This window comes from Pseudoalteromonas sp. BZA4, from assembly GCF_040104395.1.
Taxonomy (GTDB): domain Bacteria; phylum Pseudomonadota; class Gammaproteobacteria; order Enterobacterales; family Alteromonadaceae; genus Pseudoalteromonas.
Genome location: NZ_JBECOT010000026.1, coordinates 1 through 14,674, shown reverse-complemented (window position 1 = coordinate 14,674; position 14,674 = coordinate 1). Strand labels below are relative to the sequence as shown.

Genomic DNA, 14,674 nt, shown 5'->3' with positions numbered 1-14,674 from the left:
GCTCAATCTACGAACATTCAAAAGCGATAAATAACTCGTTTTCTTTCAACGATGTAACTTTCACTTATGTACCGCAGAAGGTTTGATAGTTTTTGTCACCGTCATTTGGCGGCTCATACCAACGTTGATGCTCTTTACTGTACGTGTATGGCTTTGAAATAGCTTCAAAAAAATCACTTAACAATAAGCTATCACCTGTTTTTTCAAATTCAGCTATTATTTGTTCAATATTATGATTGCGTGGAATGACTGCAGGATTAACAGCTCGCATTGTGCTGTAACTTTCAGCAGATATTCTTACCCTCCACCTTAAAACCCATTCTTTAAGACTAGAATCAATCACAAAGTCTTTCACTAAAGATTCAGTAAGCGCATTGAAAGTATTGGTATAATCAAGTTGATGTTGTTTCATTAAACCCAGTAACTCTGAAACTAAAGCGTGATCGCCTTCTTGCTGACCTGCTAATCCTAATTTCTGCTGCCACATAGCATTAAATGCATCATTAAATTTAGCAGCAAAACCATTCACAACCGATGAGAGTTGCTCAACGGCAGCATCTTGATCAGCAAATAAAGGAATTAAGCTTTCAGCTAATCGCGCAATATTCCAATTGGCAATGTTCGGCTGATTACCAAATGCATAGCGCCCTTGATGGTCAATCGAACTAAACACAGTGTCTAAGTCAAACTGATTCATCATCGCGCAGGGGCCATAGTCAATGGTTTCACCGCTAATCAAGGTATTATCTGTATTCATAACGCCATGTATAAAGCCAATTCTCATCCAGCTGATAACGAGCTCTATTTGCTTATCTAACACGGCGGTTAAAAATTCAATATAACGCCGCTCACCCGTACTGCTAATGTCAGGAAAGTGGCAATTTATTGCGTAGTCGACTAGCTTTTCTAACCCTTCTATATCACCTTGTGTAGCTAAGTATTGAAATGAGCCAACACGGATATGACTCTTAGCTAAACGAGTGACAACTGCACCCGGGCGAGGTGGCTGGCGATATACCGTTTCGCCAGTTGTAACTACAGCTAAACAACGCGTAGTCGCGATACCAAGCGCATGAAGTGCCTCACTCATGATGTACTCACGTACAGCCGGACCAATTGCACAGCGACCATCACCACCACGTGAGAATACCGTTGCTCCTGCACCTTTTAACTGTAAATCCCACAATATGCCATTTTGATCTGCAATAGCACCAAGCAAATGTGCTCTGCCATCACCAAGACGCGGTGAAAAATGACCAAATTGATGACCTGAGTAACCAAGTGCAACCGGTGCAACATCTTTATCTATTGTTGAACCAGATAGTAATTTAGCTAAAAATTCGCTGTCGTGATTAATCGCAAAATTATCAGCGAGCTTGTCATTAAATAGCAGTAATTGCGGCTTAGCAACGGCACTCGGCATATCTTTAATAGCAAGCAGTTCACTAATATCTGTGTATCGGGTTTGCAGTTTCATAACTGTCCTTAAGATGTCGCTATACCTACACGATTATCGCCTACACCATAGGCCACTAGTTGGCTTAGAGCCTGCAGGCTGTAACCGCTTTGCTGTTGTAATTCATTGAAAAAATCTTGTGCTGCTTGTAATGACTTTTTAGTTTGTAAGCCGCCATCAATCAACTCATGGGCACGCAAGTAGGCTTCTACATCGCGAGAAAGCAAAAAGGTATCTTTACCAAGCGCTCGCAAAGCGTAAGGGCCAGTATTTCCCCCTAGACGCGCACCATGCTTTTTAAGATAGGCCCACAAACCAATAATATTGTCAGTTGGCCAATCTGCAATAAATTGGCTAAAACTGCCATGTTTCTCGGCAACTTCGTGGATCATGTACGCATTTTCTGGGATCGTTTGTACTTTTTTAAAATTACGAACAATTCGCTCATCACTGGCTTTTTGCTCAAGCATATCTGGCGGCATCATCAACAACTTTTCTACGCTGAAATCCCAAAACACATCACGAAAACCAGCCCATTTATTATTGATAACAGACCAATAAAAACCGCTTTGAAAGACTTTACGCGTAAACTCTTCTAACCATAAATCGTCATGCATTTTGGCAATATCAGTATCATCGAGCGGGTTTGATAACAATGCATGCAGCATTTCTTCGCTGCCTTTTCGAGATACGGCTCGCTGATAAATATCGTTAAATTTTTCCATCATTTTTCCAATTTATTTGGTTAACGCTAAGTGTACGTAAAAACACGCTTATACGTAACCATGTTGCAAAATCGGTCACTAAAAAACAAATCCTTCGCCTTGACACCTAGATGGCTAAAATGCTTTAATCGCCGCCAATACCCTATTTAACTATGTTGGCTTTAACCTTTAAAGCGAGCATAAAGGGCTGGAAGAGGTGCGTTATTCAGGTAGCGTATGGGAAGAGCACAGACTCTGTTGATCATACGTGAGGGGAATTAACGCCGAGAAATAACACCGTTTGTGAGGTGCTTATTTCGGGCGACTGGGCTGAATCCCAGCGACTGTCACCAACAATAGCATAGCGCTATTGATTAGTTTGGTGGAGAGCTTCTGGTCTTAGTATAATAAGGCCGTCGCGTCTTTATTATTTTAAGCCCATTCGCTCTTCGAATTATACCTTGTTCGAACGACGACATGCGGCTCCATTCAAATGTTCCCGCATAAACTCTTCGAATACCTTATAAGTTCGTGAGAGATGATCAACAATTTTGATTTAAACGACTATCCATTGTGGACAGCGCTTGTCACGCCATTTTCTGAATCTGGCGAGGTCGATTACACGGCCCTTGAACAACTGGTCGCGGAGCAGCAAGATGCAAATAACGGCATTTTATTGCTTGGCAGTACCGGTGAAGGACTGGCGCTTTCACTCAAAGAGCAACAAGCCATTGTTGAGCATGTTTGCCAATTAGCACCGAGTGTACCACTCATGGTTGCTGTGGGCGGCATGAACCTTAAGCAACAAGTTGCTTGGGTTGAATACTGCAACCAACTACCTATTCATGGCTACCTGTTAGGTTCACCTCTGTATGCAAAACCTGGGGTTGTTGGGCAAACACATTGGTTTGAAAGCCTATTAGACGCAAGTAACCACCCTTGTATGTTGTATAACGTACCAGGGCGCAGCGCAGTTGAGATTTCACCACAGGTGATCAAAAACCTTGCTGAGCACAGAAATCTTTGGGCTTTAAAAGAAGCCAGTGGCGACATTAGCAAATTTGAAGGCTTTAGAACGGCATCACCAACACTGGCTATTTTCAGTGGCGATGATGCACTTATGCCATATTTTGCTCAAGCTGGTGCAAAAGGTTTAGTTTCGGTTGCCGCGAATGCTTGGCCGAGTCAAACCCATGAGTTTGTTAAACGTAGTTTAAGTGGTCAATACCCAAATCTATTCACCGATTGGTCGCAAGCAATCCAAAGTTTATTCGCTGTGGCAAACCCAATCCCCGTAAAAGTACTGATGCACCTGCAAGGTAAAATAAACACCCCGCATTTACGTCCGCCGCTTACGCATTTAGAGCTTGAGCAAACAGACAGCATCACCCACGCAAACAACACAATTTTATCTTGGAACTAAAAACAGGTTTTATCATGAGCTGGTTAGAATTATTAAACAACTTAGAATCAGGCGCAGTTCGCGCAGCAACACAAGACGAGAACGGCAACTGGCACGCCAATGTTGAAGTTAAACAAGGCATTTTAGAAGCCTTTAAAAACGGCACTAATACTGAGTTCCCTGGTGGTTTTGTTGATAAGCACAACTTAGCACCACAAGGCTTTGCAGCAGATGCAGGCGTGCGTATGGTACCAGGTGGTAGCAGTGTTCGCCGTGGCGCACACGTTGCCAAAGGCACCATTATCATGCCACCAGCATATGTGAATATTGGTGCGTTCATCGACGAAGGTACTATGGTCGATAGCCACGCATTAGTGGGTTCATGCGCACAAGTGGGTAAAAATGTTCACCTAAGTGCTGCAGTACAATTAGGTGGTGTACTAGAGCCAATTGGTGCTAGCCCTGTGGTTATTGAAGATGACGCATTCATCGGCGCAGGCTGCGTTATTGTTGAAGGTGTGGTTGTGAAAAAAGGTGCTGTACTTGCGCCAGGTGTTCGTTTATCTGCAACTATTCCTGTCTACGATTGCGTTAACGAACGCCAGCTAGACAAAGGTGAAGCCATCCCAGAAAACGCGATTGTGATCCCAGGCTCTCGCCCTGCTTCAAATGCATGGGCTCGCGAGCAAGGTCTAAGCATGTCTTGTGCATTGATCGTGAAATACCGTGATGAACAAAGCGATGCATCATTACTGTTAGAAGAGGTTTTACGTTAATGAGCTTTTTGAGCACGCCCATCAAGCAAGCGGTTGAACAAGTTTCAACACATCTTGATACGCCATTTTTTATCTATGATTTAGATAAATTAACTGCACATTTAAATCAACTGACTGCGCAAACCGATGTGAAGCTTTGGTATGCCGTAAAGGCCAACCCACTGTCTCGCATTATTCAATGTTTAGACAGCGCAGGGTTTAACTTTGATGTTGCAAGTAAAGGTGAACTTGAGCAAGTACTTGCTCAAGGCATCGATAGCGAGCGCGTGCTCAACACAGGGCCTGCAAAGAGCCCTGCACAAATTTCACATTTCATTGCTCGCGGCGTACGTACTTTTGTGGCCGAGAGCGTTAACCAAGTTCGCTGGTTAAACGAACAAGCAACAAAAGCAAATTGTCAGCTGCAAGTTCTATTGCGCGTACAACTTCGTTGGCCAGACAGCGAAAAGAACCCTCTTGGTGGCGATAGCCTTACTCCTTTTGGTTTGGGCTGTGATGAGTGGCAAGCACTCACTGTAAGTGATTACCCAGCTCTTAGCTTTGATGGTCTGCATATTTTCCAATGGGGCAATATGCTAAGTACTGACAAGCTCGCCGAGCTATGGCGTGCGATGATTGCGCCATTACAACAGCTAGCAAGCTCAATAAATATTAACCTTAATATTCTCGATTTAGGGGGTGGCTTAGGTATTCCCTATACGCAAGATGCTAACCGACTCGATTGGTCTGCACTTATCGAGACTCTGGCGGCTATTAAAGTAGATGCTGGTGTCAAAGAGCTTTGGATGGAACTTGGCCGCTATGCGGTGGGCGAATGCGGCCATTACGCAACGCCGGTTGTTGAGCGCAAAGAGAATTACAATCAACAACAAGTGATTTTATCAGGCGGTATTAACCATTTACTTCGCCCTGCTGTAACAAGCCAAAATTTTCCTGCAGCCTTACTTCGCGAATCGACGGCTGAGCCTGCGGCAATGACTTTATACGGACCTCTTTGCACCGCCCTTGATTGCTTAGGTGAGCACCAATTAGCGAGCGATTTAAATGAGCAAGACTGGTTGGTATTCAGCCAATGTGGTGCGTACGGCTTTACCGAAAGTATGCCGTACTTTTTATGCCACGAATTAGCGGCTGAATACACCCTTGAACAAGGCAATATTGAGTGTATCCGTAGCGCTGAAGATGCCAGCTATTATTTAAGGTAATCGCCATGAGCAAAGAGTTAATCAGCCAAGAGAATATTGTGGTTGGCGAGATAGCCAACGGCCTACCACTGGCAATTCCTGTATATCGCTTAAAAGGCGATGGCACAGGACCTAACGTGTATATACAAGCCAATATGCATGGTGCTGAAGTACAAGGTAATGCAGTAATTTATCAATTGCTTGAGCAGCTAAAATCACTCAAGCTGCGTGGCGATATTACCCTAGTTCCTTATGCTAACCCTATTGGTTGCAACCAAAAATCAGGTGAGTTTACTTTAGGTCGCTTCGATCCAATTACTGGCACCAATTGGAACCGCATGTACCGCTTTAATAAAGCGTTACCGTCACAGATTGCTGAACAGCATAAAGACAGTGATGATGCGACCCTTAAAGCTGCATTTAAACAGGCACTCGTTGCTGACATCGACAGTCAATTAACGGGTCCTGATTACAGCCTAACAACGGGTAAGCGCATTGCTCTTAACTTGCAAAAGCTTGCCCACCAGGCTGATATCGTTTTAGACCTTCACACGGGGCCTATCTCGAGTAAGCACTTATATTGCCCTGAATACGCCAAAGACAGCGCAAGCTACTTCAACATTGAGCATGTGTTACTGATCCCAAGTGATTTTGATGGCGCGATGGATGAAGCGAGTTTCTGCCCATGGTGGTCACTATCTGAAGAGCTTGCCAAACAAGGCCGTGAATTTGCTGTCCAAGTAGAAGCATTCACTGTTGAACTTGGTAGCCAAGAAAAAATCGATTTAAGTGCGGCTTTTGAAGATGCAAATAGCATTTTAAGTTACCTCAATCAAAAAGAGGTATTAGTTGATGCTGCGTATCATCCAAAAGCGATGACACGTTATGCCTGCATGCTTGAAGATTATGTAGCTTACTACGCACCTATGGGTGGCATGGTCGAGTATCTTGCCCCACTGGGTGGCCATATTAAAGCTGGTGAGCCTATCGCCCGCATTTTAAGAATGGAGCGCTACCTTTCTGAGCAGCCTCTACAAACATTAAGTTTTGATAAAGACGCCATTGCTATTTTGCATTTTGCTTCAGCAAGCGTGAATCAAGGTACCGAACTTTATAAGTTTTTTACCAACGTATTTGAGCTATAAGCTCATCCTTTCTCATTGCGTGAGAGTCAACGGCTTATGCCCTTAGGCCGTTACAGCAGGGCTCCAAGCTTAGCTTGGGGCTCTCTATTTACCTAAAATTTCAACAATTCAGTACAAGTTCACGGTTACTTATGTAAAAATCGTTATAATTATACCTACTTACAAGTCTACTGAAAGGGAACTGCAATGGGATGGCGCATTTGGCTGGCAGCAGCTGGCTTATTTTCTGTACCTGTATTTGCTCAAACTGAACAACCACAAACTAACGAACAAGATGACGCGCTAGAACTCGTAAAGCAGTGTATTTTGAACGAAGCGATTGGCGGTGACGGTAAACAAACACTCGAAGAACTTCGTAAAAAATGCTCAGACTTAGACGAGAGTAAAAAGCTCACCGCTTTAGATAAGCGTAAAGCCCGTGAAGAAGTGAGCAAGAAAAACCGTAATGTGATCACCCCACATAAGCGTAACTACATATTACCGCTTTCATACGTATCTAACCCGAATGAACGTCCTTTTGATGGTTTAAAAGATCTTGCAGAGCAAACTGATGGCGAGCCACTTGATAACCTTGAAGTGAAATATCAACTTTCAATTAAAGTGCCTATTTTCGAAGGCTTTTCAGATAAAGATCAGGGCGTATTCTTTGCGTTTACCATGCAATCGTTTTGGCAGTTTTATAACAAAGATATTTCATCACCGTTTCGTGAAACAAACTACGAACCAGAGATCTTCTGGGTGAACTACCTTGATCCTGAGCATGTGCTTTGGGGTGATGAAATGGCAATTGCAATTGGTGCCTCACACCAATCGAATGGCCGAAGCCAGCCTAACTCACGTTCATGGAACCGTATCTATGCCGATTTCCTATGGGAAAAAGATGGCTTTGTTTTTAGCTTTAAGCCTTGGTATCGCATTCCTGAAGATAAAAAAGACGATGAGCTAGAAGCCCGTGGCGATGATAATCCAGATATCTACAAATACATGGGTTACTTTGAGCTTTCGGGTGCATACCGTTACAACGAGCATGAATTTAGCTTTATGACCCGTAATAACTTAAATTCAGATAACCGTGGTGCAATCCAATTAGATTGGTCTTTCCCTCTTTGGGGCCGATTACGTGGCTACGCACAATATTTTAATGGTTATGGTGAGAGCTTGATTGATTACAACGCCGATATTGAACGTTTTGGTGTGGGTATTCTGTTAACTGACTTGCTTTAACTTCAATAGATGAAGAGCGAGCTTTAGTTAGCTCGCTCTAAATAGTCGTTATTTTTTAACGATGAAGTGACCTTCAAATTCTGCTACTAACACATCGCCATCGTATACATTTACTGGCACATGGTAGCTTGCTTTACCACTGTCTTCTAAATCAGCTAATTTGCCTTTACAACCAGCCAGCTCAACACTACCACGAGGGTCGTTATTGAGTGGTTTAAGGTATTTAATGTTGGCATCAGCTAACACGATATTTCCTTCAAGACCTGCTTCTTTCAGCGCTAGGTAAGTTGCGCCCCACCCTGTTAAGGTTGCTAAACTATAAATTGAACCCGCAAACATAGTGTTATGAAGGTTTAAGTTTGCATCTAAATCAGCGCGGGTAGTAAACTGCCAATCGGTATAGCTTTCAACTTTAATGCCCATCGCATCACTGATTGGGATCGACTCACGCCACGTGTTTTGCAGTACTTGTGTCCAGTTTGGATGACGGAACCAACCCGGCTCAGAGGGCTTTTGTTTTACCATTTTCCAATGCTGTACATCGTCATAGGCAAGGTGCGCTTTTTCTTTTAATTCGTAGCCATGACGTTTATAGAAATCAAGAGCTCGCTCACGAGCAAACAATACCAGCTCGTCAGCATCTTGAGTCCATGCGATTTTTTCTAATTCATGTAATAAACGGCTACCAATATGCTGGTTACGATTACCTTCAGCGACCGCCATATAACGAACTTGCGCTTGCTGATGATTGTTAAAATGCAGGCGGGCTACACCTAATACTTCGCCGTCATTATTTTTGATAAAGCGGTGCTCAGCGTCTTGTTCTAAGTCATCTTGCTCAGAACCACGCGGCTCGCCCCAGGGTGCTCTTAAAACCTGCCAACGTAATGAATAGTACGCTTGCCAATCTTCGCTGCTTTGTGGGGTGGTCACTTTAAACATAAAAACTCCTGTGATAATTCAGCCACTGTCTGTTGTTTTTCTGTCGTGGCCTTTGGAATGCGAATTACGATACGCGATCTTCTAACAAGTTGGAATAATACTTTGGTGACCCAGCCTAAATTATTATTCTGAGCTGTAAAAACTAATGCACAATTGCACTTTAAGCCTGCTGGTCTATGCTGAAATAATTGTATTATTTTAGTAAACAAATAGCTAAAGGCCCGAAATATGGAACATTTTCTTGAACCCAGTGGCGCAGTAAAACATAGTTTTATTGAGGACTGCCACCGATTAGGGCAACTCATCTATTGGCATAAACAAGGCAATTACAGTATTCAAGTTAGGCAACTTAACCAATTACGCTGGTTACTGATCAACGAAACTCTGCAATCAGTCATTGAAAAACGCCGACCTGCCAGATTACTTTTCCCGCATTTACAATATCTTGCAAAGCTTTGGCAAGACTTAGAGGAACCTAAAAAGATTTTAGAACTAGGGCTAGGCGGTGGTGCTATTCGTAATTACTTACAGCACACCTACCCTGACAGCCAACTGACATCGGTTGATAAAAACCCCGACATAATTCACTGCTATAAACGCTATTTTGGTGGCGATCATGCCAATAATCTGCACTGTTTTGATGCGCAGCAAGTATTAGAGCAAAACAACGAATACAATTGGATTATCCTAGATTTCTTCAGTGAGGTAGATGCGCCATTATTTTTATACAAGCACCAGTTTTACACCAAACTAAGAGCAGCGATGGCAAAAGATGGCTTGTTGTTCATTAATTTTTTATCTAATCACCCATCGCAACTAAAACAACTTGAGCACCTGCTAATCACCGAGTTTGGCAAGCGCCCAAGCATTGTAAAAATCCCCGACTACGTGAATCACATCGTGATGATCAAAAAGTAGTTGTCTGCTAAACAGATAAATTAAAAGTAACGGGACCATCGTTACATAGGCTTACTTGCATATCAGCACCAAACTGCCCTGTAGCCACTGTTAAGCCCGCTTTTTTAGCCTCTGCAATAAAATACTCATAGATTGTATTGGCTTGTTCTGGCGTGCCAGCACTTGAAAAGCTTGGACGCATACCCTTTTTAGTGTCGGCTGCTAAGGTAAACTGCGAAACAACTAACAGCTCGCCCTTGATATCATTCAAACTTAAATTCATCTTTCCTTGTTCATCGGTAAAAATGCGGTAATTGCTGACTTTGTGTAAAAGCTTCTGGGCGCTTTGCTCGGTGTCCTGTTTTTCAACACCTAATAGCAGCAAAATACCTTGTGAAATTTCACCAACCACTTCGCCTGCCACTTCTACTTTTGCTTGTTTTACTCTTTGAATTAAGCCTTGCATTGATCCCTCGATAACTTGATATACATTAAATCTGCGGCACGTCGCATTGCCGCCAAATATACCTGATTATCACTGCTGTGCCCAATGCCATCTAAAATCAATAATTGTGCATTTAACCGTTCAGCAAGCTGCTGTACGGCACTATATCGACAAATCAAATCGGCGCGGCCATGAATAAACCAAATAGGTAAATGAGTCAGCAGATGTGCATTTTCTGCGATAAAGCCTTCTTCAATGAAACAGTGATGACGAAAATAATGCACCATTAACTTTGCTTGATTTAACCCGACATGGGGCTCCTGTAAACTCCAGTTTGTCAAAGGCTCACCATGACATAGCACCTGCTCCCAATGACACCATAACTTGGCAAATTTACTGGCTTTAATTTGATCATCATTGTTTAGTTGCTGCTGATAAAAGTCGAGTAAGGCACGCCAATCAGTGTAATCATGTGCAAATTCATTAAAGCACTCAGGGTAAAAATGCGCGCCGGCTCCTTTTGTTGTGTAAAGCCACTCGAAGTCACTGTTACATGCTAAAAAGCTAGCCCGTAAAATAAGCCCTGCAACATGCTCTTGGTGATGAATAGCATAGACAAGTGCCAAAGTGGCACCCCATGACTCACCACACACCAGCCACTTTTCAATACCCAGTTGCTGGCGTAAATACTCGAGATCGGCGACTAATTCTGAGGTTGTATTGGTTGAACTATCATGGGGGGTTGAGTGACCGCAACCGCGCTGACTGAACATGATCACCCGAAAACGTTCTAAGTCGAAAAAGCGGCAGTTTTCAGGGCATAGACCCGCACCAGGCCCGCCATGGCATAACACCACAGCAATCCCTGTAGACGCACCATATTCTTGCACATGGATTTGATGACCATCGCCAACACTCAAGTGATAATCACGGTTGGCAACATATTGTGGATGTAACTGCACCTCGCTCTCCTTAGGTGCAGTGAATTTAAACCTCTATATCAGGCGTGTCCTCGATATTCTCAGGGCTGATACATACAGTAAATTCTGCACCGAGTAATACGACAATCCACGACAAATACACCCATACAAATAAAATAGGGATTGTCGCCAACGCCCCATAAATAACTTCGTATGATGGGAAGTGGCTGATGTACAAAGCAAAGCCTTTTTTTGTCAGCTCAAACAACATAGCTGCAAACAAAGCGCCCGGAATTGCCGCTCTAAATGGAACTCGTGTGTTAGGAACTAAAGTATAGAGCATAATGAAGCCAATCATTGAAATTATGTAAGGTAATAATTTCAATAAAAAGCCGCTAAAGCCGGGGATACCTTGATCGGCAAACGACACTAACGACACTATGTATGAAGTAACACCAATACTAGCCCCTAATAACACAGGGCCTAAACTAAGCACCATCCAATAAACGGCAAACGAAATCATCATTGGACGCTTTTTCTTAATACGCCAAATTCGATTTAATGTAGCATCGACATTGCGAATAAGTAACAAAGATACTGCAGCTAAAAAACCCACACCAACGGCAGTCATTTTATTCGCATTACCGGCAAAAGCACTGATATGCTCTTTAATTACATCTGTAGAGGTCGGCACAAGATTAGTAAACAAGAAATTTTCTATGGTCACTAACGTGCTTTCGAATCCTGGGAAAGCAGAAAAAATAGCCACACCAACCGCCACTAAAGGCACGATTGATAATAAGGTCACATAAGCCAAGTACCCAGCATTAACAGTGATTTGATCGTCAATACAACGATTAAGATACTGCATCCACCAAGTAGGTTGTTGCTTTAAAAAAATGCTTAATTGCAACTTATATCGACTGAGCTTCTCATCCATAGAATCTAATTTCTGCTAAAATGTTTTGATAATCATAGCAATCCACCACATAATTTGAAATGAAAGGTACCTAAAAAGGATTCTCAATGAAAAAACTGACACTTTTAAGTGCACCACTATTTGCAGTAACAATGGCATTATCAGGCTGTCAGTCAGCTTACTACTCAGCCATGGAGTCTGTCGGTGTGCATAAGCGCGACATTTTAGTAGACCGCGTAGAAGAAACAAAAGAAGCACAGCAAGAGTCACAAGAAGAGTTTCAATCAGCATTAGACAGATTAACCACGCTTATCAATTTTGATGGTGGTGAACTACAAGATGCCTACAATCAACTGAATGATGATTACGAGTCGAGCTTAGCGGCAGCAAACGACGTAACAAGCAATATCAATAAAGTAGAAGATGTAGCTGAAGCGCTATTTGATGAGTGGGCCGATGAGCTAGAGCAATACAAAAGCGCCTCTCTTAAACGTGAAAGCAGCAAAAAGCTCAATGCAACTAAGCGCCAATTTGATCAACTACTTCGCTCAATGCGCAGCGCAGAAAGCAAAATGGAGCCAGTATTATCATCACTTCATGATAATGTTTTGTACTTAAAACATAATCTAAACGCACAAGCTGTAACGGCTATCAAAGGTGAGTTCACAAGCCTAAAACGCGATATAAAAGTGTTAATGGACGACATGAACAAATCTATCGAAGACTCTAATAAGTTCATTGAGCAAATGAACAAAGCGGGCTAATCAGCTCAAGCTATTAATAACAAAAGCCTACTAAAACGTAGGCTTTTTTATGTAACCTCTTGTTACTTTTTAATGATTTATCTTAAATTTTATTTTGCTAAACTCACTGCAAAGAATAAAAAGTAAGCATGGTATGCATTTAAAAACACTCTCAACACTTATTGCAGCAGCACTTTTAAGTGCATGCAGTAATTCAAACACTGTTAATGTTATTGCCGGTGAAGGCACTATAACTCCGTTAAAAACCGAGGGTGAGTACGAAGGTCGCTACCACAACCTTTATCCGGGTGATAAAGAATACCCAACAACCTGCACTGACAATTGCTATGAAGCATCAGAACTCCTTGTGTGCGATGACAGCAACTCACAATGCGAGTTTCACGCAGAACAACATGTGCCTGCAATCAACTCAGGTTTTACGGTGCGCTGGTTAGGTCATGCTGGGTTTTATATTCAATCACCAAATGGTGAGCAGCTGTTGTTTGACCCTGTTAAAGATCAGTTTGATTCGCCCGTAGACTTTGCCTTTAAGCTTGCTGGCGGCATGTATCGCAAACCTGGTTTTTGGCCATCACAAGCTGAACTTAATGGCTTAGATGCAGTAATGTACTCACACATTCACTATGACCATTTTAACAAGGCGGATATAGAAGAGATTGGCAATGCCCCCCGCTACTTAGTGCCATTAGGCTTTGCAGATAACTTCCCGACGGGTGGCTTTAATATTTCCGAATTGGCGTGGTACGCAAGTACACAAATTAATGATTTAACGATTCATGCGCTGCCAGCTCATCATTTTAGCAGTCGTATAATGGTGCCTTTCATTTACGACGACCACAATAAAGATTTATGGAATGGTTGGTTACTTGAGCAAAACGGTAAAACCTTATTTTTTGCTGGTGATACCGGTTACTCAAAACACTTTCAAGATATTAATCAAAAATACGGCGAGATTGATGTATGTTTAATGCCTATCGCTTCATATTACCATGAAGAAAACGGTAAGTGGTATCGCTATGTTCATACAACGCCAGAAGACAGCTTAAACGCCGCGGAGGAGCTAAGCTGTAAAGTGATGATCCCGTGGGGTTATGGCAACTCAAGCTGGCAAATGGGTGACCATTCAAGCCACTCTGCATTATTAAGATTACTGCATATGCAAAAACAGATGAGCAGCCAAGTCCCTCTTTACATATTGAATGAAGGTGAGCAAGTGTCACTGTAGTGACACTTACAAGCCCTACATAGTATGTTTGAGCAATGAGTCCCGTAAAGCCAACATAAGTTTATGGGCGCTTCCTGCAGACATGGCTAATGGATTAAATTCGCTGGTACCTGAGTATTTAAGGTTAATAGGGGTCACTTGTTTAGTGTAAGGAATGTAACCCATAGACCAGTTTTCAAACTCTCTTTCATAAATTTCACAATAGTTCAGCATAATTATATTGCGATGTCTCTTGTCATTAAGAATACGATGATAAGTTTCATTCACCGCTTTTCGTGACCCCTCAAGGCATTGCATAAAGTGGGTGCTATTAAAACAAAGTAGCCCAGTTACATTACTTTCTGCATTATTCTGCTTAGCTTTCTCGAGAATATCTTCGATGTCATTGGGCCCAAACCCATCGCTAATTTCACTTGTGTAAATCAGTCTAACTAAATACATCTTACTCTCCTGCAAGGTAGGTTTAGAAAAGATAGTACAGATAGGGGAGTTAGTAAAAAGTTGCGAGTTGCGAGTTGCGAGTTGCGAGTTGCGAGTTGCGAGTTGCGTATATGGACTCCCCCTGTAAGGCAAGAAAATTCAAAGTGTAATTTGATAATAGCAAGTTCACGTATATTCGGCCTTATTATGGGGAGCTACCCCGAGACCTGAATGGCTTAATCCACTGTATT

15 protein-coding genes and 1 riboswitch are annotated in these 14,674 nt (G+C 42.5%); of the genes, 8 read left to right on the top strand and 7 right to left on the bottom strand.

Going from position 1 to position 14,674, the window contains the following annotated elements:
- Nucleotides 1–64 precede the first annotated feature (64 nt).
- The gene (locus tag ABMY41_RS12110) at nt 65–1,477 is read right to left on the bottom strand and encodes a protein adenylyltransferase SelO family protein (protein ID WP_289096871.1); all 1,413 of its coding nucleotides are present in this window, start codon (nt 1,475–1,477) and stop codon (nt 65–67) included.
- A gap of 8 nt (nt 1,478–1,485) precedes the next feature.
- Nucleotides 1,486–2,181 carry a DNA-3-methyladenine glycosylase I gene (locus ABMY41_RS12105; protein ID WP_289096872.1) on the bottom strand — a complete coding sequence of 232 codons (696 nt, stop codon included), beginning with the start codon at nt 2,179–2,181 and terminating at the stop codon, nt 1,486–1,488.
- Nucleotides 2,182–2,364: 183 nt separating this feature from the next.
- A riboswitch (Lysine riboswitch) is annotated at nt 2,365–2,561 on the top strand.
- 137 nt (nt 2,562–2,698) lie between these two features.
- Here ABMY41_RS12105 and dapA point away from each other — a divergent pair.
- The 5 genes from dapA (at nt 2,699) to ABMY41_RS12080 (ending at nt 7,891) form a co-directional block, all read left to right on the top strand.
- Nucleotides 2,699–3,583, top strand: coding sequence for a 4-hydroxy-tetrahydrodipicolinate synthase (gene dapA, locus ABMY41_RS12100; protein ID WP_175083060.1), 885 nt, complete (start codon nt 2,699–2,701; stop codon nt 3,581–3,583).
- A 14-nt stretch (nt 3,584–3,597) separates the two neighbouring features.
- A complete protein-coding gene (locus ABMY41_RS12095; protein ID WP_054552405.1) occupies nt 3,598–4,338 on the top strand; it encodes a 2,3,4,5-tetrahydropyridine-2,6-dicarboxylate N-succinyltransferase in 741 nt (246 codons plus the stop codon).
- On the top strand, nt 4,338–5,543 hold the full coding sequence (locus tag ABMY41_RS12090) for a PLP-dependent decarboxylase (RefSeq protein WP_349274799.1): 1,206 nt from the start codon (nt 4,338–4,340) through the stop codon (nt 5,541–5,543). The genes ABMY41_RS12095 and ABMY41_RS12090 overlap by 1 nt, the downstream gene beginning before the upstream one ends.
- 5 nt (nt 5,544–5,548) lie before the next feature.
- The gene (locus ABMY41_RS12085; RefSeq protein ID WP_349274797.1) at nt 5,549–6,667 is read left to right on the top strand and encodes a succinylglutamate desuccinylase/aspartoacylase family protein; all 1,119 of its coding nucleotides are present in this window, start codon (nt 5,549–5,551) and stop codon (nt 6,665–6,667) included.
- Between the two features lie 186 nt (nt 6,668–6,853).
- Nucleotides 6,854–7,891 carry a phospholipase A gene (locus tag ABMY41_RS12080; RefSeq protein WP_349274795.1) on the top strand — a complete coding sequence of 346 codons (1,038 nt, stop codon included), beginning with the start codon at nt 6,854–6,856 and terminating at the stop codon, nt 7,889–7,891.
- A 48-nt stretch (nt 7,892–7,939) separates the two neighbouring features.
- Here ABMY41_RS12080 and ABMY41_RS12075 read toward each other — a convergent pair whose 3' ends face one another.
- A complete protein-coding gene (locus ABMY41_RS12075) occupies nt 7,940–8,833 on the bottom strand; it encodes a bifunctional GNAT family N-acetyltransferase/hotdog fold thioesterase (protein ID WP_054563461.1) in 894 nt (297 codons plus the stop codon).
- Between the two features lie 228 nt (nt 8,834–9,061).
- On the opposite strand from ABMY41_RS12075, the gene ABMY41_RS12070 reads away from it, so the two are divergent.
- Nucleotides 9,062–9,751, top strand: coding sequence for an SAM-dependent methyltransferase (locus tag ABMY41_RS12070; protein WP_349274793.1), 690 nt, complete (start codon nt 9,062–9,064; stop codon nt 9,749–9,751).
- A 7-nt stretch (nt 9,752–9,758) separates the two neighbouring features.
- Here ABMY41_RS12070 and dtd read toward each other — a convergent pair whose 3' ends face one another.
- Genes dtd through ABMY41_RS12055 form a run of 3 tightly spaced genes read right to left on the bottom strand, consistent with a single transcriptional unit; the run spans nt 9,759 to nt 12,035 of the window.
- Complete coding sequence (gene dtd / locus ABMY41_RS12065) at nt 9,759–10,196, bottom strand: D-aminoacyl-tRNA deacylase (RefSeq protein ID WP_349274791.1); 438 nt, start codon at nt 10,194–10,196, stop codon at nt 9,759–9,761.
- On the bottom strand, nt 10,184–11,137 hold the full coding sequence (locus tag ABMY41_RS12060) for an alpha/beta fold hydrolase (protein ID WP_175083062.1): 954 nt from the start codon (nt 11,135–11,137) through the stop codon (nt 10,184–10,186). The genes dtd and ABMY41_RS12060 overlap by 13 nt, the downstream gene beginning before the upstream one ends.
- A gap of 25 nt (nt 11,138–11,162) precedes the next feature.
- On the bottom strand, nt 11,163–12,035 hold the full coding sequence (locus ABMY41_RS12055) for a virulence factor BrkB family protein (protein ID WP_349274789.1): 873 nt from the start codon (nt 12,033–12,035) through the stop codon (nt 11,163–11,165).
- 86 nt (nt 12,036–12,121) lie between these two features.
- Here ABMY41_RS12055 and ABMY41_RS12050 point away from each other — a divergent pair, with 86 nt between their 5' ends.
- Together ABMY41_RS12050 and ABMY41_RS12045 are read left to right on the top strand one after the other, a co-directional pair.
- A complete protein-coding gene (locus ABMY41_RS12050) occupies nt 12,122–12,778 on the top strand; it encodes a DUF2959 domain-containing protein (RefSeq protein ID WP_054563456.1) in 657 nt (218 codons plus the stop codon).
- Between the two features lie 133 nt (nt 12,779–12,911).
- A complete protein-coding gene (locus ABMY41_RS12045; RefSeq protein WP_289096876.1) occupies nt 12,912–14,003 on the top strand; it encodes an MBL fold metallo-hydrolase in 1,092 nt (363 codons plus the stop codon).
- A gap of 15 nt (nt 14,004–14,018) precedes the next feature.
- Here the strand turns inward: ABMY41_RS12045 and ABMY41_RS12040 are convergent, their stop codons facing one another.
- A complete protein-coding gene (locus ABMY41_RS12040) occupies nt 14,019–14,444 on the bottom strand; it encodes a BLUF domain-containing protein (RefSeq protein ID WP_289096877.1) in 426 nt (141 codons plus the stop codon).
- Nucleotides 14,445–14,674: the final 230 nt, after the last annotated feature.

Excerpts from the sequence above, each read along its gene's own strand:
- ABMY41_RS12110 (WP_289096871.1), bottom strand. The coding sequence starts at position 1,477 with ATGAAACTGCAAACCCGATACACAGATATTAGTGAACTGCTTGCTATT.
- ABMY41_RS12105 (WP_289096872.1), bottom strand. The coding sequence starts at position 2,181 with ATGGAAAAATTTAACGATATTTATCAGCGAGCCGTATCTCGAAAAGGC.
- dapA (WP_175083060.1), top strand. The coding sequence starts at position 2,699 with ATGATCAACAATTTTGATTTAAACGACTATCCATTGTGGACAGCGCTT.
- ABMY41_RS12095 (WP_054552405.1), top strand. The coding sequence starts at position 3,598 with ATGAGCTGGTTAGAATTATTAAACAACTTAGAATCAGGCGCAGTTCGC.
- ABMY41_RS12090 (WP_349274799.1), top strand. The coding sequence starts at position 4,338 with ATGAGCTTTTTGAGCACGCCCATCAAGCAAGCGGTTGAACAAGTTTCA.
- ABMY41_RS12085 (WP_349274797.1), top strand. The coding sequence starts at position 5,549 with ATGAGCAAAGAGTTAATCAGCCAAGAGAATATTGTGGTTGGCGAGATA.
- ABMY41_RS12080 (WP_349274795.1), top strand. The coding sequence starts at position 6,854 with ATGGGATGGCGCATTTGGCTGGCAGCAGCTGGCTTATTTTCTGTACCT.
- ABMY41_RS12075 (WP_054563461.1), bottom strand. The coding sequence starts at position 8,833 with ATGTTTAAAGTGACCACCCCACAAAGCAGCGAAGATTGGCAAGCGTAC.
- ABMY41_RS12070 (WP_349274793.1), top strand. The coding sequence starts at position 9,062 with ATGGAACATTTTCTTGAACCCAGTGGCGCAGTAAAACATAGTTTTATT.
- dtd (WP_349274791.1), bottom strand. The coding sequence starts at position 10,196 with ATGCAAGGCTTAATTCAAAGAGTAAAACAAGCAAAAGTAGAAGTGGCA.
- ABMY41_RS12055 (WP_349274789.1), bottom strand. The coding sequence starts at position 12,035 with ATGGATGAGAAGCTCAGTCGATATAAGTTGCAATTAAGCATTTTTTTA.
- ABMY41_RS12050 (WP_054563456.1), top strand. The coding sequence starts at position 12,122 with ATGAAAAAACTGACACTTTTAAGTGCACCACTATTTGCAGTAACAATG.
- ABMY41_RS12045 (WP_289096876.1), top strand. The coding sequence starts at position 12,912 with ATGCATTTAAAAACACTCTCAACACTTATTGCAGCAGCACTTTTAAGT.
- ABMY41_RS12040 (WP_289096877.1), bottom strand. The coding sequence starts at position 14,444 with ATGTATTTAGTTAGACTGATTTACACAAGTGAAATTAGCGATGGGTTT.